The sequence below is a fragment of the Mesorhizobium sp. M6A.T.Cr.TU.017.01.1.1 genome (assembly GCF_004023115.1).
GTDB lineage: Bacteria > Pseudomonadota > Alphaproteobacteria > Rhizobiales > Rhizobiaceae > Mesorhizobium > Mesorhizobium mediterraneum.
The window spans coordinates 5278-27481 of sequence record NZ_RZTA01000076.1 but is presented as its reverse complement, the minus strand read 5'-3'; the positions used below and the strand labels follow the sequence as shown (position 1 = coordinate 27481).

19 protein-coding genes and 1 pseudogene are annotated in these 22204 nt (G+C 63.2%); 9 read left to right on the top strand and 11 right to left on the bottom strand.

The window, feature by feature from the left end:
• The 4 genes and pseudogenes from EOB36_RS35305 to EOB36_RS22215 form a co-directional block, all read right to left on the bottom strand.
• A pseudogene (locus EOB36_RS35305) lies at positions 1–380 on the bottom strand (ABC transporter permease); the annotation flags it as partial.
• Positions 377–1324: an ABC transporter permease gene (locus EOB36_RS22230; protein ID WP_095486671.1), complete on the bottom strand. Its 948-nt coding sequence runs from the start codon at positions 1322–1324 to the stop codon at positions 377–379. The gene EOB36_RS22230 and the pseudogene EOB36_RS35305, both read right to left, overlap by 4 nt.
• Before the next feature lie 238 nt (positions 1325–1562).
• A complete protein-coding gene (locus tag EOB36_RS22220) occupies positions 1563–3041 on the bottom strand; it encodes an ABC transporter substrate-binding protein (protein ID WP_127204674.1) in 1479 nt (492 codons plus the stop codon).
• A gap of 164 nt (positions 3042–3205) precedes the next feature.
• A complete protein-coding gene (locus EOB36_RS22215) occupies positions 3206–4480 on the bottom strand; it encodes an acetylornithine deacetylase/succinyl-diaminopimelate desuccinylase family protein (protein ID WP_128285690.1) in 1275 nt (424 codons plus the stop codon).
• Positions 4481–4697: 217 nt separating this feature from the next.
• Between EOB36_RS22215 and EOB36_RS22210 the strand changes: the two genes are divergently transcribed.
• The 4 genes from EOB36_RS22210 (at position 4698) to EOB36_RS22195 (ending at position 9558) form a co-directional block, all read left to right on the top strand.
• Positions 4698–5126 carry a L,D-transpeptidase gene (locus EOB36_RS22210; protein ID WP_127204673.1) on the top strand — a complete coding sequence of 143 codons (429 nt, stop codon included), beginning with the start codon at positions 4698–4700 and terminating at the stop codon, positions 5124–5126.
• 237 nt (positions 5127–5363) lie between these two features.
• Entirely contained in the window at positions 5364–6446 is a 1083-nt protein-coding gene (locus EOB36_RS22205) for a substrate-binding domain-containing protein (RefSeq protein WP_127204672.1), read from the top strand.
• Between the two features lie 84 nt (positions 6447–6530).
• Complete coding sequence (locus tag EOB36_RS22200) at positions 6531–8786, top strand: ABC transporter permease (RefSeq protein ID WP_128285689.1); 2256 nt, start codon at positions 6531–6533, stop codon at positions 8784–8786.
• On the top strand, positions 8779–9558 hold the full coding sequence (locus EOB36_RS22195; protein WP_128242635.1) for an ATP-binding cassette domain-containing protein: 780 nt from the start codon (positions 8779–8781) through the stop codon (positions 9556–9558). Before EOB36_RS22200 ends, EOB36_RS22195 begins: the two co-directional genes overlap by 8 nt.
• Before the next feature lie 120 nt (positions 9559–9678).
• Here EOB36_RS22195 and EOB36_RS22190 read toward each other — a convergent pair whose 3' ends face one another.
• Genes EOB36_RS22190 through EOB36_RS22170 form a run of 5 tightly spaced genes read right to left on the bottom strand, consistent with a single transcriptional unit; the run spans position 9679 to position 14560 of the window.
• The gene (locus EOB36_RS22190) at positions 9679–10674 is read right to left on the bottom strand and encodes a lipid A biosynthesis lauroyl acyltransferase (RefSeq protein WP_164897583.1); all 996 of its coding nucleotides are present in this window, start codon (positions 10672–10674) and stop codon (positions 9679–9681) included.
• A gap of 20 nt (positions 10675–10694) precedes the next feature.
• The gene (locus EOB36_RS22185; protein ID WP_127294440.1) at positions 10695–11723 is read right to left on the bottom strand and encodes a zinc-binding dehydrogenase; all 1029 of its coding nucleotides are present in this window, start codon (positions 11721–11723) and stop codon (positions 10695–10697) included.
• A gap of 36 nt (positions 11724–11759) precedes the next feature.
• On the bottom strand, positions 11760–13031 hold the full coding sequence (locus EOB36_RS22180) for a beta-ketoacyl-ACP synthase (protein ID WP_128242634.1): 1272 nt from the start codon (positions 13029–13031) through the stop codon (positions 11760–11762).
• Positions 13032–13049: 18 nt separating this feature from the next.
• Complete coding sequence (locus tag EOB36_RS22175; RefSeq protein WP_128242633.1) at positions 13050–14240, bottom strand: beta-ketoacyl-ACP synthase; 1191 nt, start codon at positions 14238–14240, stop codon at positions 13050–13052.
• Positions 14241–14278: 38 nt separating this feature from the next.
• Complete coding sequence (locus EOB36_RS22170) at positions 14279–14560, bottom strand: acyl carrier protein (RefSeq protein ID WP_095486660.1); 282 nt, start codon at positions 14558–14560, stop codon at positions 14279–14281.
• Positions 14561–15009: 449 nt separating this feature from the next.
• On the opposite strand from EOB36_RS22170, the gene EOB36_RS22165 reads away from it, so the two are divergent.
• Complete coding sequence (locus EOB36_RS22165; protein WP_127294446.1) at positions 15010–15660, top strand: glutathione S-transferase family protein; 651 nt, start codon at positions 15010–15012, stop codon at positions 15658–15660.
• Positions 15661–15812: 152 nt separating this feature from the next.
• On the opposite strand, the gene EOB36_RS22160 is transcribed toward EOB36_RS22165, so the two are convergent.
• Positions 15813–16361, bottom strand: a complete 549-nt coding sequence (locus tag EOB36_RS22160) for a histidine phosphatase family protein (RefSeq protein ID WP_128285688.1) — start codon at positions 16359–16361, stop codon at positions 15813–15815.
• 167 nt (positions 16362–16528) lie between these two features.
• On the opposite strand from EOB36_RS22160, the gene EOB36_RS22155 reads away from it, so the two are divergent.
• From EOB36_RS22155 to EOB36_RS22145, 3 genes are all read left to right on the top strand, one after another.
• A complete protein-coding gene (locus tag EOB36_RS22155; RefSeq protein WP_128285687.1) occupies positions 16529–17476 on the top strand; it encodes an AEC family transporter in 948 nt (315 codons plus the stop codon).
• Positions 17477–17679: 203 nt separating this feature from the next.
• Positions 17680–19137, top strand: a complete 1458-nt coding sequence (locus EOB36_RS22150; RefSeq protein ID WP_128285686.1) for an NAD-dependent succinate-semialdehyde dehydrogenase — start codon at positions 17680–17682, stop codon at positions 19135–19137.
• Between the two features lie 85 nt (positions 19138–19222).
• Positions 19223–20254 (top strand): aldose epimerase family protein, encoded by a 1032-nt coding sequence (locus tag EOB36_RS22145; protein WP_128285685.1) that lies wholly within the window; start codon positions 19223–19225, stop codon positions 20252–20254.
• Between the two features lie 112 nt (positions 20255–20366).
• Here the strand turns inward: EOB36_RS22145 and EOB36_RS22140 are convergent, their stop codons facing one another.
• Positions 20367–21122, bottom strand: coding sequence for an SDR family oxidoreductase (locus tag EOB36_RS22140; RefSeq protein WP_128242630.1), 756 nt, complete (start codon positions 21120–21122; stop codon positions 20367–20369).
• Between the two features lie 144 nt (positions 21123–21266).
• Between EOB36_RS22140 and EOB36_RS22135 the strand changes: the two genes are divergently transcribed.
• Positions 21267–22157: an AraC family transcriptional regulator gene (locus tag EOB36_RS22135; RefSeq protein ID WP_127294216.1), complete on the top strand. Its 891-nt coding sequence runs from the start codon at positions 21267–21269 to the stop codon at positions 22155–22157.
• Positions 22158–22204 lie beyond the last annotated feature (47 nt).

The window sequence follows — 22204 nt, the reverse complement described above, 5'->3', positions numbered from 1 at the left end:
AGATCATTCAGCCGCATCACCGCTTCGTCGACGATGCCGCCGCGCGCCGCGGCAAAGGCGCCGAGCGGCACGCCGATGCCCATGCCAATGCCGACCGCCACCAACGCCACGGCGATCGAATTGCGGGCGCCGACCATGATCATGGAAAGAATGTCGCGGCCGAAATGGTCGGTGCCGAACCAGTGCGCCGGCGAGGGTGCCTGGGTCTTGTCGGCGATGATCAGCCTGGTGACGTCAAAAGGCGTCCAGAAAAACGAGACGATGGCAATCACTGCCACCAGTGCGGTGATGACGAAGCCGGCGAGAAACGAGCGGTTGGTGAAGGCCTTGGCCAGGATGTCGGCAAAATTTTCTTCCGGGATGTCGAAGCGCAGCGTCATTGGCGGCTTCTCAGGCGCGGATCGACGACCGCATAGGAGAGATCGACAAGCAGGTTGACGGCGATGACGGCGGCGACCAGCAGCATGACGACGCTTTCGACGACGATCAGGTCGCGCTGGGTGATCGCCTGGAACACCAGCCGGCCAAGGCCCGGCAGGTAAAAGACGTTCTCGATGATGATGGTGCCGGCGAGCAGAAAGGCGAATTGCAGGCCGAGAATGGTCAGCACCGGGATCATGGCGTTGCGCAGCGCGTGCCGCCAAAGCACCGCGCGATAGGGCAGGCCCTTGGCGCGGGCGGTGCGGATATAGTCCTCGTTCAGCACTTCGATCAGCGCCGAGCGGGTGACGCGGGCGAGGATCGCCGCTTGCGGCAGGGCGAGCGCGATCGCCGGCAGGAACAGCGATTTCAGTGCTGGCCAGACGCCCGCGCTCCACCCCGGAAAGCCACCCGCCGGCACCAGCCGCAGCCAGACGGCAAACAGGTAGATCAGCATCAGCGCAAACCAGAAGTTCGGCACGGCGACGCCAAGCTGGGCGGCACCCATCGCAATCGTGTCCCCGGCCCGTCCGTGCCGGCCGGCGGAAAACAGCCCGACCGGAATGGCAATGATAGTGGACAGCGCCAGCGCGATCAGCGCCAGCGGCAGGGAGACAACGACGCGCTCGCGGACCAGATCGATGACCGGCACCGAATAGGTGTAGGAACGGCCGAAATCGAGGCTCAGCAAGCCACCGGCCCAGTGCAGATAGCGCGAGGCAAGGGGCGCGTTGAGACCCATCTGGTTGCGCAGCAAATCGACTTGGTCGGCGCTGGCGTTCATGCCAAGCATCAGCCGCGCCGGGTCGCCGGGAATGATCTCCAGCACGGCGAAGACCACCATGGAGGCCAGAACCAGCGTGATGAGGGCGATGGCAAGACGCTTGAGGAGATAGGCGGTCATGGGGGCGGAACGGAAGCGATCGAGCGGTCGGGCTGTCGCGCCGGACCCCCCTCTGTCCTGCCGGACATCTCCCCCTCAAGGGGGGAGATTGGCAGTTTCCATGCCGGCGCTGGCCTTGCAACGCTGATGGTTAGCGAAAGCCGCGATGAGGGCTCGATCTCCCCCCTTGAGGGGGAGATGTCCGGCAGGACAGAGGGGGGTGCGACGGAGTGCAAGTTTCGCCTTTCTGTCAGCTGCCTCATTCCGTCCACTTCACCTTGGTCAGATCGTTGGCCTGGATCGGCGCGTTTTCCCAAAAACCCTCGAGCTTGGCGTCCCAGACGCCGGCTTTCGGTAGTTCGTAGAGGAAGCCGACCACGGCGTCGTCGGCCAGTATCTTCTGCGCCTCGCCGAGCAGCGTCATGCGCTTGGCCTCATCGGAGGTGAGGTTCAGATCGGCGATGATCTTGTCGAAGGTCGGATTGTCGTAGTTGAAGTAATAATCCTTGCGCGAATAGATATCGATGTCATTGGGCTCGGTGTGGGAGACGATGGTCAGGTCGTAGTCCTTTTTGGTGAACACCTGGTCCAACCACTGCGCCCATTCCACGGGCACGATTTCCAGATCGATGCCGATGTCGCGAAGCTGCGACGCGATGATCTCGCCGCCAAGCCGCGCATAGGAAGGCGGCGGCAGTTTCAGCGTCGCCTTGAAGCCGCTCTCCAGGCCGGCTTCCTTCAGCAGTTCCCTGGCCTTGTCGACATTGTGCGGATAGAGGCCGGTGAGGTCGACATAGGCCTTGTTGGCGGGCGACATGTGCGAGCCGATCGGCACGCCAAGGCCGGCCGAGGCGCCGTCGATGATCGCCTTGCGGTCGAGCGCAAACGAAATCGCCTGCCTGACCTGCAGCTTGTCGAAAGGCGACTTCTTGTTGTTCATCGAAAGGATGGTCTCACCCTCGGTCGCGCCGATCACCACCTTGAAGCGCGGGTCGCCCTGGATCTGCGCGACGCTGTCGGGATCGAAGAAAGGGAAGGCCTGAACATCGCCGGAAAGCAGCGCCGGCACGGCGGCTGCGGCATCCGTGACGATACGGAATTCGGCTTTGTCGAGAGCAACCGGGGCACCCCAGTAAGTGTCGGATTTGATCAGCGTGATCGAGGAGCCCTTGGCCCAGCTCTGGAACTTGAACGGCCCGGTGCCGACAGGCTTTTCCTTGTTGGTGTCGGCTGTCTCAGGCGCGACGATGACCGCGTCGCCCCAACCCATATTGTAGAGGAAGGAACTTTGCGGGTTCTTCAGCGCGATCTTGACCGTCGTCGGATCGACCACCTCGACCGTATCGATGGCGGCGAACAGGCCCTTCTGCGCGTTGACGGAGTTGTCGGCACGGGCGCGGTCGAGCGAGAATTTCACGTCGTCGGCGTTGAAATCGGTGCCGTCATGGAATTTCACGCCGGTGTGGAGCTTGAAGGTGTAGGCCTTGCCGTCATCGGAAATGGTCCAGCTGTCGGCGAGATCCGGCAGCACCTCGCCGTTCGGGCCGATGCGGGTCAACCCCTCGAACACGTTGGCGTAAAGCACTTCATCGATCGCCGCCGCGGCACCCGCGGTCGGATCGAGATGTGGGGGTTCGAGCGGAATGCCGATGACCAGATCGGTCCGCGCGGCAAATGCCGATGTTCCGGCGGCCAGAATCAGGCCCGCAGCGGTGAGAATGGTTTTCCACAATTTCATCGTGCAGCTCCCGATATGCTCAAAAAAATGTTCAAAACCCGGTGGATAGAAGCGTGATTTCGCCGAGGAGTAAATTGCGTTTCGTGCTTTCCGGCAGCGCCAGCAGGAATGTTTTTCCGTTAGCCGCCGACTCAGCAATTGAAGCTTGCCCCGTCGCTGCCGGATTACCGTGCGCTCCTGAGCAGTATGTTCAGCCCGATCGCCATCACCTTGGCCGATTCGACCATGTCCGATATCCCGACCCATTCGTCGGGCCTATGGGCGAGGTCGAGAATGCCCGGGCCATAGGCGATGCAGTCGTAGACGTGGCCGATGCGGGCAATGTGCTTCTGGTCGTAAGTGCCGGGCGAAATGACGTAGTCGGGCTCGCGGTCGAATATCTCCATGATGCCTTGCGCCACCGCCTTGACCACCGGCGCATCGCGCTCGGTCATCAGCGGCAGCACCTCCATCAGGTCGCGGATTTCGTAGTCGAATTTTTTCCGCTCGCGCTTCAGCCGGTCGAGGATATTGGTCACCTCGCTTTTGACCGTGCCCAAATCCTCTTCGAGCAGGAAGCGGCGGTCGATGGTCAGCCGGCAGGAATCGGGCACGTTGGGCGAGGGCAGGCCGGGCCGGAAATCCTCCGTCTGGCCGCCATGGATCGAGTTGATGTTCATGGTCGAGCGCTTTGCGCCGTCGGGCACGACCGGCATGCTTGTCACCTTGCGGTCGAGCGCCGGGAACAGCTCGTCCTCGAAAGCCCCCAGCACGGCGCCCATATGGCGCACCGCATTATCACCGAGGAACGGCATCGAGCCGTGGGCGATCTCGCCCTTGGTTTCGATCTCCGCCCACCACACCCCGCGATGGCCAAGGCAGATGCGATCCTTGTTCAACGGCTCGGGGATTATGACGTGATCGACCTTCGGCTTGGAGAAATAGCCGAGCCTGGCCAGATGGGCGACGCCGCCAAAGCCGCCAGACTCCTCATCGACCGTGCCTGATATTTCGATGGCGCCCGGAAAGTCGGGGAAGACCTCCATGAAGGCTTCGACGGCGATGATCGAGGCGGCCAAGCCCCCCTTCATGTCGCAGGCGCCGCGGCCATAGACCTTGCCGTCCCTGACGATGCCGGCGAAGGGATCGAGGCTCCAGCCGTCGCCGGCTTCGACCACGTCGATATGCGAGTTGAAATGCACGCAGGCGCCGGGCGAGCGGCCATCGAAGCGGGCGACGACATTGACGCGCGGGTAGCGATCGGTATCGCCGGGCGTGCCTTCGGCGCGGATGAATTCGACGTCGAAACCGCGCTTCTTCAGCCGCGCTCCAACGTATTCGGCGCATGGCCGGTAGGCTTCGCCGGGCGGATTGATGGTCGGAAAGCGGATCAGGTCGGCGGTCAGTGCGACCAGGTCGTCGATCCGATCATCGACCGCTTTCAGGAGAAGTTCGTTCATTCGGCGAATTGAGCAGCCAACAACGCCCTTTGGCAAGCCTGTTGGTGGGTGCGCCTTGGTTGCGTGTCGTTGCGGCAACTATCGCGGGAAATCGTTCAAATTCGCTGCTTTGAATTGGTGATTTCGTTAGAGGTGTGTGGTTACCTCATTCACTTGCCAAAAGAAGAAGAATAGCATGAAGGCAGGCAGGCAAGGGCAATCAAAGGGGTTTGATCGCATGAAAAAGACCGTTCTCATGGTAGCGTTACTGGCAACAATGCTGTTCGGTTCTTCGGTCGAGGGCTGGGCAGCCAAGCTGGTTGCAAGGATCGACGTGTCATCGCAGACGATGACTGTAAGATATGGTCAGGCGGTCTACCGCTGGCGCGTATCCACGGCACGCCAAGGTTATATCACGCCGCGAGGCACCTACCGGCCGCAACGAACGGCACGGATGTGGTATTCGCGCAAATACGACATGTCGCCGATGCCTCATTCGGTGTTCTACCGCGGCGGCTACGCCATCCATGGCACGGGCGCGGTGAAGTCTCTCGGGCGTCCGGCGTCGCATGGCTGCGTCCGGCTGCACCCCGCCAATGCCGCCGCCTTCTATTCGATGGTGAGGCAGGCAGGCTTCCGCAACACGCGGATCGTCGTGACCAACTAGCTGTGGCTGGCTGCAAGCGAGCCGGAAAACCGAAGGTTCGCCGGCTCCTACAAGAAGTCAGAGCGGGCGCTTCTTGTGAAGCGACGACGGCTTCCGCTCTGAACATCGGTGAAAGTGGGAGCACTATTTACGTGGGCGGGCTTTGGGCAGAATATGAGGGGTGGGAGGAAGCATTCGGAATCCCTGAATAAACGCGCCCGAACGGCTTCCGACCGTTGGTTGCAAGGGAGGAAAATCATGAAACGCATTTTCTCGCTCGCGGCGTGTGCCGCGGCGTTATCGCTCGGCGTATCGAACGCCTACGCACAATCGGGCGGTGTCGATAAGGCGGTCGGCGGCTACAGCTTCGAAGAAGCTGCAAAGGAGGCCCCCGGTACCAAGGACTTCCATTCGGCCGATGGCCACCTCACTTTCGCTATCGTGACACACACTGCCGGCAATGGCTTCTTCGATCCGGTCTACGTCGGCGCCACCGTCGCCGGCAACCTGATCGGCGCCAAGATCCTGCTGCTCGGCTCGGAATCGCCGACCGACGACCCTGCCCGCGAGATCGAAATCCTGAACCAGATCGTGCAGGATCCGACGATCGACGGGCTGATCATGACAACGCCCCAGGTCGGCGCCTATAACGACATCGTCAAGGCCGCCGAGGCGAAGGGCATACCGGTCGCCACGACCAATTCCTTTGACGGCACGATCCTCAACCGCAGCGGCATCGGCCACACCGGCCAGGACGCCTCCGCTGCCGCAATCGCCGGCGAGGCGCTCGTCAAGTGCCTCGCGGACAAGGGCATCGAGAAGGGTTCGATCGTCCTGCCGTCGTCGACCGCAATGGGCAACATCGAGGTGAACAATCGCGTCACTTCGGCTTTCAACGCCATCGTCAAGGGCTTGAAGGATGCCGGCAAGCTCGATGCCTTCAAGGTCGACGCGGGTCCGGAGAACACCGGTATAGACACCAATCCGAATGATCCGGTGAACGGCATCGTGACGCTGTTCGAGTCGCGCGGCGACGTCGTTGGCGCGTTCGCCGGCAACAACGTGTTCACGCCGGCGCTTGCCAAGGCCGTCGCTCAGACCGGAATGACCGGCAAGATCTGCGCCTACGGTTTCGACCTCGGCCCGGCCCAGCAGGATGCGATGAAGAGCGGCGATCTGACCGGTGCGCTCGGGCAGCAGCCCTTCTTGCAGGGCTTCTGGCCGGTCATGCAGCTCTATCTGGAGATCGACCGCGGAATCGCGGCGGCCAACCTCGACACACGTGCCCAACTGGTGACGAAGGAGACCGTCGAGGACGTCGGCAAGCGCTTCGAGAACTGAGTCCGCTCGGAACGTCTGAAATCATTGCGGGAGGGCGCAAGTTCTCCCGCAATGCGGCAGCAGGGAAATCGACCAGAAGAGACCATGGCGCTTACCGCGACCACATCACTTGGCCGTGCGCCGTCCCAGATTGTCGGCGGCTGGGAGGTGGGGCTCGTTGCCTTGCTTTTGCTGCTCTATCTCGGCGGCGCTCTCGTCAATCCCGCGTTCTTCGGGTCAACAGGGGCGTTCCACTCGCTGCTCCGCGACACCTCGCGGGTTGCCATCATCGCGGTCGGGGTGACCTTCGTCATCGTCAACAAGGACCTCGATCTTTCGGTCGGTTCAACTTACGGCTTAGTCGCCGTCGTCTTCGCCAGGCTGTTCGCGCCGAACTTCCTCGATCTCGGCATCGTCCCCTCGGTGGTCCTCTGCCTGCTGCTCGGCACGCTGATCGGGCTGATCAACGGCGTGCTCGTCACCATCCTGAAGGTGCCGGCGTTCATCGCCACGCTGACCATCCTCTTCATCGGCCGCGGCTTCGTGCTGGCGCTGACCCACGGTCAGTCGATCTACTATCCCGCCAAGGCGAGCGAGCATCCGCTGTTCTTCCACCTCGGCGAGACCAACGCCCTGGGTTTCAACAACCAGATCGTGATTTTCGTCATTGTCGCCGTAATCGGCGCCTATGTGCTCGCCAAGACGCGCTGGGGCTACGAGACCTTCGCCACCGGCGGCAACGAGCAGGCGGCGTCCTATGCCGGCATCCCGACCAACTGGGTGCGCATCCGAGCCTACCTGATCTCCTCGCTCTGCGCGGCGCTTGCCGGCCTGCTGTCGGCGGCCCAGGACAAGGGCGTGACGCCCCTCTACGGCGTCAGCGGTGAGCTGATCGTCATTGCCGCCGTGATCATCGGCGGCGCCTCGATCCTCGGCGGCCGCGGCCGGGTCGTCGGATCCTGCCTTGGCGCCCTGCTGGTGGTGCTGCTCGACAAGGTGTTGCGTGAGGGCTGGCCGATCACGCGCATTATCAAGATCGGTGACGAGGAGATCACGGTCAACGCCGTCTTCTCGCTGCCGGTCGGCGCGGTGCCTGTGTTCCTCGGGCTGCTGCTCATCGTCGCGGTGCTCATCGAGCCCTATCTCATCCGCCGCCAGGTGGCAGGGCGCCTCTGGGCCTGGCTCCGCGGCCGGCCGCCGCCACCGGCCTACGAGATCGGCAGCATCGCGATCGAGGGGGTGCAGACCAAGGGCGCGATGGCGACCGACATGGCGCTGTCGGCCACCGGGTTCGGCAAGTTCCTCGCCCGGCGCGACGCGCTCGCCATCATCCTGGCCGTGCTCCTGTGGCTGACCGGCCTCGCGCTCCGGCCGGACTACTGGTGGAACCTGTCCAATAGCTTCGCGATCCTGCTCAACTACACCGAGCTTGCGCTGATCACCATCGGGCTCACCTACGTCATCGCCGCCGGCGATATCGACCTCTCCGTCGGGGCGGTGCTTGCCCTCGCCGGCAGCACCGCCGCCTATTTTCTCAAGGTCCTCGGCGCCGACCCCGTGACCGCCGTGGCGATGGGCCTGCTCGCGGGCATGTGCGCCGGCCTCGTCAACGCGATCGTCACCGTCGGCTTCAAGCTGCCGGCCTTCATCGCCACGCTCGGCATGTTCTACATCGCCCGCGGCCTCGCCGCCTGGTTCGTCGCCGGGCAGCAGCTCACCGGCTGGCCCGAGGGCTACAACCTGCTTGGCCGCAAGGTGAACGACATCCTGCTGCACTACCGCATCTCGCTGCCGGACGGGCTCCTGCGCTCGATCGCCGAGGTGGTGAGCGTCCAGACCATCTGGATGCTGTTCGTCGCCCTCATTGCCGGCGTCGTGCTCGCCTACATGCCGTTCGGGCAGAAGGTCTATGCGACCGGCGGCAACATTCGCGCCGCCGCTTATGCCGGGATCGACACCAACCGGGTGCGGTTCCTCGCGCTCATGCTGGCGGCGCTCTGCGCGACAATGGCCGGGATCATCAACGTCGCCTACTTCCGCAGCTTCAACCCGGTGGCCGGCCAGTTCCGCGAGCTCGACGCCATCGCCTCGGTGATCATCGGCGGCGGTTCGATCTTCGGCGGCTACGGCACCGTGATCGGGGCGCTCGCCGGGGCGGCAGTGATCACCCTGATCCGGGCGCTGCTGCAGCTCAACGTTCAGGGCTTCGCCATGCCGCAGCACTGGATCAACGTCTTCATCGGCGGCATCCTGATCGTGGCGGTGCTGATCGACATCTGGGTGCGCCAGGCCAACATCTTCGGCCGCCTGCGGGCGCGCCTCGCGCGGCGCACAAGAACGGCGGAAACCACCCATGCGTGACGCGACCAGGCCTGCACCGATCGTAGAAATGCGGGGCATCGAAAAAGCCTTCGGTGCGGTGCAGGCGCTCCGCAACGTCGACCTCGTGCTCTATCCCGGCGAGATACTGGGCCTCGTCGGCGACAACTCGGCCGGCAAGTCGACGCTGATGAAGATCCTGACCGGCGCCTACCAGCGCGACGCCGGCGAGATCTTCGTCGCCGGGCAGCCGGTGCACTTCAAGAGCCCGCACGAAAGCCGCGACGCCGGCATCGAGATGATCTACCAGGACTTCGCTCTTTGCGGGAATATGGATGTCGGTCAGAATATCTTTCTTGGCCGTTGGCCGCTCAAGGGCCTTTTCGTCAATCGGCGGAAAATGTACGCGGAAGCCGACAGTGTGCTGAAGCGGCTCAAGGTCGACGTGAACTCCGTCTATCAAAAGGTCGAGAGCCTGTCGGGCGGCCGCCAGCAATCTGTGGCGATTGCCCGCGCTATCTCCTTCCAGCCGCGCGTGGTGATCCTCGACGAGCCGACCGCCAATCTCTCGGTGATGGCGACCGAGCGGCTGCTCGAAACGATGCTGGAACTGAAAAAGCAGGGCGTTGCCCAGATCATCATCTCCCACCGCCTCGTTGACATCTTCGCTGTCGGCGATCGCGTGATGGTGCTGAAGCGCGGCGAGAACGTCGGCGATCGCTACATCAGGAACACCGACGAGCATGAGGTCCTGGAGATCATCGTCTCCGGCACGCGAGAGCACGCACTTACGGCCGATGAGGCAAAGCTTTGACCGATCAGGAACGCCGCAAAAAAACCCGCCTCGGGAGCCGGGCGGGTCGGTGGCGCAAATCAGCACCACGCCAAAATCTATAGCATAACTGCCGTCACAAAGCAATGTTGCGGCTTCCGCTCAGGCGGCTTTGCCGCGCTGTCTCGCCTGTTGACGCTTTCGGCGCCGGCCGCTGATTTCCCACCTTTTGTGGAACCACATCCACTGGCCGGGATCCTCGCGCACCCAACGCTCGACCACGTCGTTGAGCAGCTGGGTGGTGCCATGGACGTCGACACTGCCGCCGGCAGTGCGCGGCAAGGTCAGCTTGTCCTCGATCTCGAGCCGGAAGCGGTTGCCCGGCAGGCGCACGCAGCGCGCCGGATAGACATCGCAGTCATAGTGCCGCGCCAGAGTGCCCAGAACCCGGTTGCTCTCGCATGGGCGGCCGAAGAAGGTCGTTTCGAGCCCGCCCGAGAATTTCTGGTCGACCAGCACACCGATATTGCCGCCTTTCTCCAGGATAGCGGCAAGCGCGAATGAAGCGCCGGTCGAGGAGGGCAGGAGCGATCCCATGGTCGAGCGGCGCGTCGAGAGGATGTAGTCGGCAAGGTAAGGGTTGTTGGGAGGGCGAAACAGCGCCGTGATGTTCATGCCGAAAGTGGCTGCCGCCACCGGAAGCAGCTCGAAATTGCCGAGATGCCCGGTGAAGATGATATGCGGTTTTTGCTCGCCGGCGATCTCGCCGAAATGATCGACGCCGCGGACCTCGACGCGGCCCGGTTTCGTCGCTTTCGGGTCGTAATCGAAGAGCGCATCGAGAAAGATGTATTCCGCGGCGAGGCGAGCCATGTTGCCCCACATGTCGGAAGCGATGGCCTGGATCTCGCTGTCGCTCTTTTCCGGATATGCCTTGCGCAGATTGGCGATGGCGACGTTGTGGCGCCCAACCCAAGGCCCAACGCGGCGGGCGACGCGGTCGGCGAAATTGAGCGCGCTGTCGACCGGCAGCAGGCGCAGCACCCAAATCATCGTCATCGCGGCGCGCGCCAGCAGCCAATAGTTGAACTGGCGCAACCGCCTGCCATGGCGGAACGCCAGGTCCCTGCGGAGCTTCCTGAAGGCGTCGCCGATCATTCCTAGACCAACATCATGGTCTAACCGACGCGCAGGATGATCTTGCCGAACACGTCGCGGCCTTCCATGCGCTTCAGCGCGGCCTCGATGTCGCCGAAGCCGACTTCTGTGTCGATAACCGGAGAAACCAGCCCCGCCGCCATTTTCTGCATGGCGTCCGCCATGTTTTCCATGCGGCAGCCAAAGGAGCCGAGCAGCTTCAGCTGCTGCTGGAACAATTGCATCAGATTGATCTGGGTCGAGACGCCCGAGGTCGAGCCGCAGGTCACCAGGCGACCACCGCGTTTCAGGCACAGCATCGAGGCAGCAAAGGTGTCGGCGCCGACATGCTCGAAGACGACATCGACGCCCTTCTTCTTCGTCAGCTTGCGCACCACGCCTTCGAAACGGTCCTCGCGATAGTTGATGACATGGTCGGCGCCAAGCGCCTTCGCCTTGTCGATCTTATCGTTTGAGCCGACCGTGGTGATCACGGTGCAGCCCATTTTCCTGGCAAGCTGGATCGCGGCGGAACCGATGCCCGAGCCGCCGGCATGGATGAGGATGGTTTCGCCAGCTTGCAGCTTGGCATTATCGAACAGCATGTGCTCGACCGTGCCGAAGGTGACGGGCGCGACGGCCGCGCCGATGTCCGTCACGCCGGGCGGGGCAGGGACCAGCAGGCGCGCCGGTAGGTTTATCTTTTCTTGCGCAAAGCCGTCGAGATGGAAGCCGTGAACGCCCGAAACATGCTCGCAAAGATTGTCGCGGCCTTCGCGGCAGGCGCGGCAAAGCCCGCAGGTGCGCGCGCCATAGATCGACACAAGCTGCCCGGGCACAAGGCTGGAGACGCCGGGGCCGACCGCCTCGACCTCGCCGGAGGCTTCGGCGCCGACGACCAGCGGCAGCTTGCGCTTGGCGAAGGCCATGCCGCGCCAGCCCCAGACGTCGATATGGTTGAGCGCCACGGCCTTGATGCGCAGCGTCACTTCGCCCAGCGCAGGCTGCGCCGGAGGCGGCAGGTCCACCGTTTCAAGGCGGCGGTCCTCGATAAGTTGCAATGCGCGCATTAGGCCTGTCGGTTCTGTTGAGCGGAAAGCGCTCGCTTAGACCGGTTCCCGCGCCATGACAAGGCAGGTGTTCTGGCCGCCGAAGCCGAAGGAGTTCGACAGCACCGTGCCGACCTCGGCGTTGCGCTTCATGTTCGGCACCACGTCGAGCACGATCGCCGGATCGGGATTGTCGTAATTGATGGTCGGCGGAATGACGCTTTCGCGCATGGTCATCAGCGAAAACGCGGCCTCGACGGCGCCGGCCGCCGACAGCGTGTGGCCGATCATCGACTTGTTCGACGAGATCGGCATCGAGCCGATCCGCTCGCCGAACACGGTCGACAGCGACAGATGCTCCATCTTGTCGTTTTCCGGCGTCGAGGTGCCATGGGCGTTGACATAATCGATCTCGTCTTCGCTCAGGCCGGCATCGGCGAGGGCGGCGCGAACCGCAGCGATCGCCGGCGAACCGTCCGGCTTCGAGCGGGTGCGATGGAAATCGTCGGCCTTCTCGCCGCAGCCGCGCAGGATGCCGAGAATGGTCGCGCCGCGAGCCAGTGCGGCCTCCAGCGATTCCAATACCAGCGCGCCAGAACCCTCAGCGAGGACAAAACCGTCCCGGTCCTTGGAGAACGGCTTGGACGCCTTTTCGGGGATGTCGTTATGGGTGGAGAGCGCGGAAAGCAGCGAGAAACGGATCAGCGCCTCGGCGGTCGCCGAACCGTCGGCGCCGATCGACAGCGCCCTGTCGCATTCGCCGCGGCGGATCGCCTCGACGCCGAGCTGGATCGAGGTGGCGCCCGAGGCGCAAGCCGTCGACAGCGTGATCGGCAGGCCGCGCGTCCCAAAACGGTCGGCGAGCCGGTCGGCGATCGAACCGAACTGGGTGGTCTCGAAAACATCGAGCTCTTTTAAGCCGCGCGCCACGCGAAGCAGCCTCTCGGCGCCGATGTCGTGCTTGTCGGAATTGTAGAGCGAGAAGCGCTCGCTCCAGTCGAGTTCAACCGGCGGCGAGGCGAGGAAAAGCGGCCCGCCGAAATCGCCCGGATTAAGGCCGGCTTCGGCCACGGCTTCCTGCGCGGCGGTCTCGGCCAATTCATAGGTGAGGAGACTGGCGCCCTTGGAGCTCGACGGCAGGAAATCGACCATGCCGGAGATGCGGGTGTTCAGATGGTCGACCGGAAAGCGGGTGATCGGATGAATGCCGGACTTGCCCGCTGTGAGCGCTGCCCAATTGTCGGCCTTACCGACGCCCAGCGACGTTACCACGCCGATACCGGTGACGGCGACGATCGGCCTGCCCATGTGATCGTTCAGATTGGCCATGTTGTTGTCCTGAGACCTTTAATCGGCGGCGTTGACCAACGCCATGCCCTCGAATTGGTGATAGCCGATCGCCGTTGCAAGGACGGTCCTGGGAACGCCGTTGAACGGCTTCTCAGTGGCGGCGTCAAAAGCCGGGTAGGCGGCCTTGCGCTCGACAGCCAGTGCCGCCAGCGCCACGGCGAAGGGAAACTGCGCTTCCTTCATGTGACCGGTCAGCGTCGAAAAGCCGCGTGCGGCAATCGCCGGGTTGGCGCCGAACACCGATTTCTCGGCGGCAGTAGCGGCATGGGCGCCCGAAGCGCCTGAAATCGTCAGCAACTCGCCGTTCGGCAATGCAGCCTGCCTGAGCAGCGCGGCAATCTCGCCATCGAGCTCGCCCTGCCGGCGTTTGGCGCGCCCGGATACCACCGGGCCGAGTTCGGCATAGATCTTTCGCCCGCGGCTGATCGCGTGCTCGCGCTGTTCCAGGACGAGAAACGCGCCGCCGGATCCGGTCACCACGCCGCCGCCTTCGGCGCCTTGCCTCTGCCAGACCGGTCTCCAGGGACCGCGATGCAGGTAGCCGGCCAGTTCATAGCCAAGCAGCATGTCGGAGTGTTCGGTCTGGAAGGCGCCGCCGACCAGTATGTGCGTCGATTGCCCGGAGCGGATGCGCGCGGCGGCTGTCTCGACGGCGGCGACGCCTGCACCTTCCTCGCCCATGAAGGTGCGCGACGATCCCGTCACCTTGTGGACGATCGAGATGTTGCCGGCGAGCAGGTTGGAAAGCTGCGCCAGAAAGAGCGTCGGCCGCAATTCGGTGGTCAGTTTCTCGTTGAGCAGCACGTCGCGGTCGTTGCGGCTTTCCGAAGCGACGAGAATATCGGCGTCGACCGCCTCGTCGCGCTCGCCGCCGCCGGCAGCCACCACCATGTCCATGGTCGCGCAGAGTTCGTCATTGCCCTTGATGCCGGCGTCGTCCAGCGCCATGCCGGCGGCGTAGGTGCCGAGCCTCTGCCAGGTTTCCATCTGCCGCTGGTCGCCGCGCTTGGCGATCTGCAGGTTCCAGTCGATCTCGGGCAGCGGGTGGACGGTGTAGGGCGAGAAGCGCGCGGCTTCGAGCACAGGCTCCAGGCCCGGCTGGGCAAGTTTGCGCCAATGCGCATCCGGACCTTCGCCCAGCGAAGAGACAAGGCCGATGCCTGATATGACGACGTGGTGAGGGCTCATGGGCGGCTGTTTTGGGTCAGGCTTGAAGACGAACCATTTTAGGCGTTCTTGGCCGCGACCAGGGCGTCGATCTTGGCGCACAGGTTCTTCATGACGAAGTAATCGTCGGTCGAGGCCTTGCCGTCATTGACCTCTTGCGTCCACTTTTCCAGCGGCACCTTGATGCCGAATTCCTTGTCGATGGCAAAGACGATGTCGAGGAAGTCGAGGCTGTCGATGCCGAGGTCGTCGATAGTGTGGCTTTCAGGGGTGATCGTGTCGATATCGATCTCACTGGTGTCGGCGATGATCTTGGCGACTTTGGCGAACGTGGTGGACAAGGGCTTTTCCTTCGGTTGCGGGCGGAATCTGTCCGCATGTGTTTGCGCGCTGTCTAATCGGTTTTTCCGGGCAGGAAAAGGGCCTGATGCGCCGGGCGCAGATGGGGTGGCTGTTCTGCCAGGGCAATAGGGTCGCCGGAACCTCCCGGCGATGTTCCGCAACCATCCGATCGGATTGTCGTCGGCGCCTTCGTTCCAAGCTCAGCGTACATGCCGTAGAACAGCCCTCCGGCCACAATAAACCGCGCTCAAAGGCCTAGGGAGCGCGCAGCCAAGGTTCGGACCGCGAAATCCCATGGCCAACGAAAACGAGGTAAGTTGTCGGGAGCCGCGCCGGTCGTTCGTCCTCTGCACGCAAAGCGCAAGAACCGAATACCTAGCCATGAGAAAGATCGTCGTAATCACGCACATCACTCTCGACAGCCTCATGCAATCACCAGGAGCTTCCAATGACCCCCACCATCACAGCCTTTGAACGGTCGCCCGACCGCGGCAGGGGACAGGCACGTGACATGCGTGTTCGTTGGGCGCTCGAAGAAGTGGATCAACCTTACGACGTTCGTCTTGTTTCGTTCAGCGAGATGAAGAAACCCGCGCATCGTGCGCTTCATCCTTTCGGGCAGATTCCGACCTATGAAGAAGGCAATCTCGCCTTGTTCGAGTCGGGGGCGATCGTGTTCCACATCGCGGAGCGCCATGGTGGCCTGTTGCCAGACGATGCGAATGCCCGGGCGCGCGCGATCACATGGATGTTTGCCGCGGTTAGCACGCTGGAGCCGCCGATCCTTGAACGGGAAACAGCCGTGCTGCTGGAGCGCGACGAGACCTGGCACGAAAAGCGTCTGCCTAGGGTTGAGGATCGCATCCGTAAGCGGCTAGCCGATCTTTCCGCTCACCTGGGCGATGCCGACTGGCTCGATGGTGCGTTCAGCGCCGGCGACCTCATGATGGTGGGGGTCCTGCGCAGGTTGAACGGATCGGGGATACTGGACGAATATCCGAACCTCTCCGCCTATTTAGCCCGCGGCGAAGCGCGGCCGGCCTTCAAGCGTGCTTTCGACGCTCAATTGGCGGTTTTCACTGCCGCATCGACCAGCTGACGAGGCCGCTCTGGTCATTTGAGCCTATCGGCGCGGATGTGCAGCTTTAGGCGGTAGATGTGTGTGAGAATGGTCGGAACCGGTATTCCAGTTAGCGTACCAAGCGTTAGATTTTCACCACTGGCGAACGCTTCAACCAGCTCCAGCGCGGATTAGAAGGTGACGCGACCGAGCACGCGCAGGCCTTCGCCTTGCGGCTCGACGATCACGGCTTCGCCTTCGCGCGGCGAGATGCCGGTGAGGGCCATTATGTTTTCCAGATGGGTGACCATGACCACATTGTCGGAGCCGGAATAATTGCGAATCTCGGTCATGACCGCCTCGAGCTGGGCGGCTTTCTCGCTCGGGTCGGTCTTAAGCAGGTCAAGCGGCGCGAACGGCTCGGGCTCCGCTCTGAACGCGATGCGGGCGGTGTCGAGGCTGCGGCAAAAGCGGCTGGACAGCATGCGCTCTATGGGCGCGGCGCGGGCGGCGAACAGCGCGCCGATCTTTCGTGCCTGCTGCTTGCCACGCACCGAGAGGTTGACCTGGGTCGCGCATTTCTCGATGTCGAAATTCGTCGGATCGGTGGTGCCGGTGACCATGGCATGGCGAAGCAGCACCACATGTCCGCCGTCGCGCAACAGCGCCCAGCCGGCTTCAGTCGCATGGGCCGCGGCGGGAACGACGAGCAGCAATAGAGCCAGCACAAATCGAAGCATCAGACGTCCTTTTCCGGTCACCGCGGGTGGGTTCCGGTGACCGCATATAGGGACGGCAAAGCCGGCTGAAAGACAAGGCACGACCAATCCCGGCTGTTTGCGAGCACAGAACGCTTCGGAAGGTGGGGCGATTGCACTGCGATCGCGGCTCGCCTATCAGGAGAAAAATGTCTCCACTCATCGAAACCGTCCTTTTTGTCTTCGGTCTTGTCGCGCTCGGCTATCTCGCCGGGCTCACCGGCTATTTGAAGGCCGAGGCGGGCGAGGCCATCGCCGAATTCGCCGTCGGGGTGGCGATGCCGCTGCTCCTGTTCCGCACCATGGTCAACGCCGATTTCCATGGCGCCGCACCCTGGTCGTTCTGGGGAGCCTATTTCGCGGCGGCGGCAGTCACATGGGCCGCAGGCCATCTGGTCACCACACGGGTGTTCGGTCGCGATGCGCGCGCGGGGGTCGTCGGCGGCGTGTCGTCGGCTTTTTCCAATCTCGTCCTGCTCGGCATCCCGTTCGTCCTCGGCACATTCGGGCCAAGTGGGTTCGAAGTGCTGTCGCTGCTGATTTCCGTGCATCTGCCGACGATGATCATGGCATCGATCATCCTGTTTGAAATCTTTGGCCGCGGTGACGAGCATGTGCATCCGCTGCGCATCATCCGGCGCTTCTTTCGAAAGATGCTCTCCAATCCGTTGATCATCGGCATCCTGGCCGGGTGGGTGTGGCGTATCGCCGATTTGCCGCTGCCGGCGTTGGCCGTCCGGCTGGTCGACGCGTTGGCCAACATCGCCGGACCGGTCGCGCTGTTTGCAATGGGGCTTGGCCTGTGCCGTTTCGGCATCTCCGGCAACGTGCGGCCGGCGCTGGCGCTATCGGCGCTGAAGCTGCTGCTGATGCCGGCCGTCGCGCTCGGCCTGGTCTGGCTACTTGGGCTGCCGCCGCTGTCGGCGAAGGTGGCGGTGGTGGCGGCCGCGCTGCCATCCGGGGTCAATTCCTACCTGATTGCGACGCAATTCAACACCGGCCAGGCATTGGCATCGAACCAGATGACCATCGCCACCGCCTGCGCCGTCGTCACCACGGCGTTCTGGCTGACGGTGGTCGTCCACGTGTTCGGATAGCAACGTGTTTGGATAGTAATTTGGGCGCAAATCGGCCTCGCCTTGCGCTGGCCCAAACCCTATATGCCATCTTGCGATTGATTGCGGGGCTTGCCCTAGGTAAAGAGCAGTGGCTCCAGGCGTGCCGGCATCGATGCCATTGCGCACGCCCACCAAAGAAATCCAGATACCGGCCCGTCAGCGCGCCGAACGGAGGCTAGACCATGCTTCAGAAAACCAGCCATTTCATGCGCCAGGCCAATCTCATCAATGGCGAGTGGGTGCAGGCCGACAGCGGCCAGACGGTCGACGTCAACAATCCGGCCACAGGCCTCAAGATTGGAACTGTGCCGAAGTCGGGCAAGGCCGAGACGCGCCGCGCCATCGAAGCTGCCGACGCCGCCTTCAAGACATGGCGCAAGACCACCGCGCTCGAGCGTTCGAAGTTGCTGCGCAAGCTGCATGACGCGATGATGGACAATCAGGATGTGCTGGCCGAGCTCTTGACCATCGAGCAGGGCAAGTCGCTGTTCGAATCGAAGGGCGAGATCGGTTCGGCCGCGTCCTACATCCTGTGGTTCGCCGAAGAAGGCCGCCGCACTTATGGCGATGTCGTGCCGTCGCCCTGGGCGGACCGTCGCATCCTGGTGACCAAGGAGCCGGTCGGCGTCATCGCCGCCATCACGCCGTGGAATTTCCCGTCCTCGATGCTGGCCCGCAAGCTCGGCCCGGCGCTTGCAGCCGGCTGCACCGCGGTCGTCAAGCCGGCGTCGCAGACGCCTTATTCCGGCCTTGCCTGGGGTGCTCTCGCCGAGGAAGTCGGCTTCCCCAAAGGCGTCATCAACATCCTGACCGGCGCCGCCGGCGAGATCGGCGACGAGATCTGCGCCAACCCGCTGGTCAAGAAGATCACCTTCACCGGCTCGACCGAGGTCGGCAAGATCCTGATTCAGAAATCGTCCGTCACCGTCAAGAAGGTGTCTATGGAGCTCGGCGGCAACGCACCGTTCATCGTCTTCGACGACGCCGACATCGAGCGTGCCGTCGCCGGCGCGATCACCGCCAAATACCGCAATTCCGGCCAGACCTGCGTCTGCACCAACCGCTTCCTGGTTCAGGCTGGCGTCTATGACAAGTTCGTCGAAAAGCTCGCCGCCGCCAGCAACGGGCTGAAGGTCGGTTCCGGCCTCGAGGACGGCGTGCAGCAGGGGCCGCTGATCGATGAGAAAGCGGTCGAAAAAGTCGAGGAACTGATCGCCGATGCCACCGCCAAGGGCGGCAAGGTCGTCGCCGGCGGCAAGCGCCATGCGCTGGGCGGTTCGTTCTTCCAGCCGACGGTGATCGCCGATGCGACGCCGGAGATGCGCTTCATGAAGGAAGAGATCTTTGGCCCGGTAGCACCCGTGTTCAAGTTCGAAACCGAAGAGGAAGCCGTGGCACTCGCCAACGACACCGAATTCGGCCTCGCCTGCTATTTCTACACGGGCGATCTCGGCCGCGCCTTCCGGGTCATGGAAGGGCTGAAATACGGCATGGTCGGGGTCAATGAAGGCCTCATCACCACGCCTGAGGCGCCGTTCGGCGGCGTCAAGGAATCGGGCCTCGGCAAGGAAGGCGGACATCAGGGCATAGAGGATTATCTCGACACCAAATATGTCTGCATCGGCGGCCTCGGCCTCTGATTGGGCAGGGTCTGTTGACCATCAATGGACCCAAGCCGGCCCGAGAGGTCAGGCGGGGATCGATCAACCAACTGGCGTTTCGGGCATGGCGATGAAGGACGGCGAGGTCTTCGGCACGACGCAGACGGGCGAGGCCGTCCGCCGCTTCACCATCCGCGGCGGCGGTCTAACCGCCAACATCATCGGGCTGGGCGCCATCATCCAGGATCTGCGCCTGGCCGGGCACGATGCGCCGCTGGTGCTCGGCTATGACAGTTTCGAACCTTATGAGACGGACACGGCCTTCTTCGGCGCCGTCGTCGGACGTTATGCCAACCGCATCCGCGATGGCCGCTTCACCATCGCTGGCCAGCGCTACCAGACCGAGCGCAACTTCCTCGACAAGCACACGCTGCATGGCGGCTCGCAAGGTTTTTCCCACCGGCCATGGGAGGTTTCGCTGCATGGCAGGGATTTTGTCACCCTGACCTTGCATGATCCCGACGGCACGATGGGCTTTCCCGGCGCGCTCGACGTGACCTGCACCTACCGGCTGAAAATCCCCGGCACGCTCAGCGTCGAGATGACCGCCACCTGCGAGGAGCCGACGCTGTGCAACCTCACCCAGCATTCCTATTTCAACCTGGATGACGGCGGCGTCGGCGACATCCTCGATCACCGGCTGATGTTGAACGCCGGCGCCTATCTTCCAGTCGATGGCGACCTGATCCCGACCGGCGTCGTCAAGCCGGTCGACGACACGCCGTTCGATTTCCGCCAGGCGCGGCCGCTGCGCATGGAGAGCGAGGGCAAGCAGCTTGCCTACGACCAGAATTTCTGCCTTGCCGCGACGCGCGGGCCGCTCAGGCAGGCGTCATGGGCGCAGGGCGCGAATTCCGGCGTCGAGATGGAGCTCTGGACCACGGAGCCGGGCGTCCAGCTCTATACCGGCCAGTATCTGGCGCCACCTTCGCCGGGACTCGAAGGACGTCATTACAAGGCTTTTTCGGGCTTCTGCCTGGAGCCGCAGGTCTGGCCGGACTCGCCGAATCGGCCGTATTTCCCACAGGCCACGCTATGGCCGGGCCAGATCTACCATCATGTGACGGAATACCGGTTCAGGCTGCCTTACGCATGAGCTGGAAGCCGGTGCCGGATTTTACGGTGCTACCTTCGGTTCGGAAAGCGATCATACGAGCAGACGCTCCCAAGCGGACCTGAAGCCAATCAACGGTGTAGTAGCTGCTTCGTCAAATGGCTTGGCCGCCGGACACTTCGATCCGCTGGGCATTCACCCAGCGATTATCCTCGGATAACAAGCTGGCGATCATCGGCCCGATATCGTCCGGCATACCGACGCGGCCGAGCGCAGTCATTTCCGCGAACACCTTGTTGAGATCAGGCATGTCGCGGACAGCGCCGCCAAGGAAATCGGTTTCGATCGCGCCCGGCGCCACCGTGTTGACCGCGATGCCGCGGGCGCCCAACTCCTTCGCCATATAAACGCTAAGCACCTCGACCGCGCCCTTTACCGCGGAATAGGCGGCGAAGCCCGGGTACGACATCCTGGTGAGGCCCGAGGAGAGGTTCACGATACGGCCGCCGTCCGCGATCAGCGGCAGCAGCTTTTGGGTGAGGAAGAACACCCCCTTGAAGTGGACATTGACCAGCCGGTCGAACTGCGCCTCCGTCGTCTCTGCGATCATTGCCATGTCGCCATGGCCGGCATTGTTCACCAGATGATCGAACGTCTCGCGCTGCCAGGTCTCGCGCAATGCCGCCTGCAGGCGCTCAGTGAAAGAAGCGAAGGTGGCAACGTCACCGGTGTCGAGTTGCAGGGCGACTGCCCTGCGACCCGTTGCCTGAATCTCCGCGACAACGGCCCGAGCGTCTTCACTCCGGCTATGGTAGGTGAGGACAACGTCACCGCCGCGGCGTGCGATGCTGAGTGCGGTGTTGCGCCCGAGCCCGCGGCTGGCGCCAGTAATGAGCGTGATCTTGGTCATGGCCTGCTCCTTTGTTTGCACCACTGCTGTGGCCACGCCGATATCGGCCCAATGGGCAGGCTTTTGTTGCCGGATGCTCGACCGTTTTTGCCTAATCCTCCAAAATGCTTTGCGTGTCGGGCAGCAAAGGAATAGTTTTGGTCCATGACCGCACTCCTCAATGCCGTCCGCCGCCATGCAGACACCAATGCCGGCCCAGACGGCGTTGCGCATACCCCGATACCGGGTCTCAACACGGTGCGGGCGACGGCGCCTAGCGGTCTGGTCTACGACATCTCCCGACCGCTCGCCTGTCTGGTGGTCCAGGGGAGCAAGCACGTCACGATGGGTACTCAGGGCTTCGCCTTCTCCGCCGGAGATTCGCTGCTGATCACGGCGGACGTGCCGACGGTGAGCCAGATCACCCGCGCCAGCGCCGCTGCTCCCTACTACTCGCTTGTTCTGGAACTCGATCCGGCGGTCATCGCGGAGCTGAGTGAGCAAATAGACGCCCAGCATGTGGCCGACCACGCGCCCGTGCGGGTTGACCCGACTGACGCCGAGGTTGCCGACGCGGCCCTGCGTTTGATGCGGCTGCTCGATCGCCCGGCATCGGTCCCGGTGCTACAGGCCCAGCTTGTGCGCGAGATGCACTATTGGCTGCTGGCCGGGCGGCACGGGTCGGCGATCCGTCGTCTGGGGTGGCCAGATGGCCAAATGCGGCGAGTGGCGCGCGCGGTCGCAGTGCTTCGGGCAGAGTTCGCGCGGTCTTTGCCAGTCGAGCGCCTGGCGGCTGTGGCCGGAATGAGTATGTCGTCATTCCACCAGCACTTTCGCGCAGTAACCTCGCTCTCTCCCTTGCAATTCCAGAAACAGTTGCGCCTGATTGAGGCGAGGCGGCTGATGCTGTCGGAGGGAAAGACTGCGAGCAGCGCAGCGTTCGCGGTCGGCTATGAAAGCGTGTCGCAGTTCACCCGGGAATATGGTCGTCTGTTCGGCCGGACGCCTGTTCGGGATACGAAAGAAGCGAGAGGCAGAAACTTGGCCGCCGCTTGAGGTGCCTTCGGCAGCTTCGCTCGCTACGCGCCGAGCTTGCCGAAGCG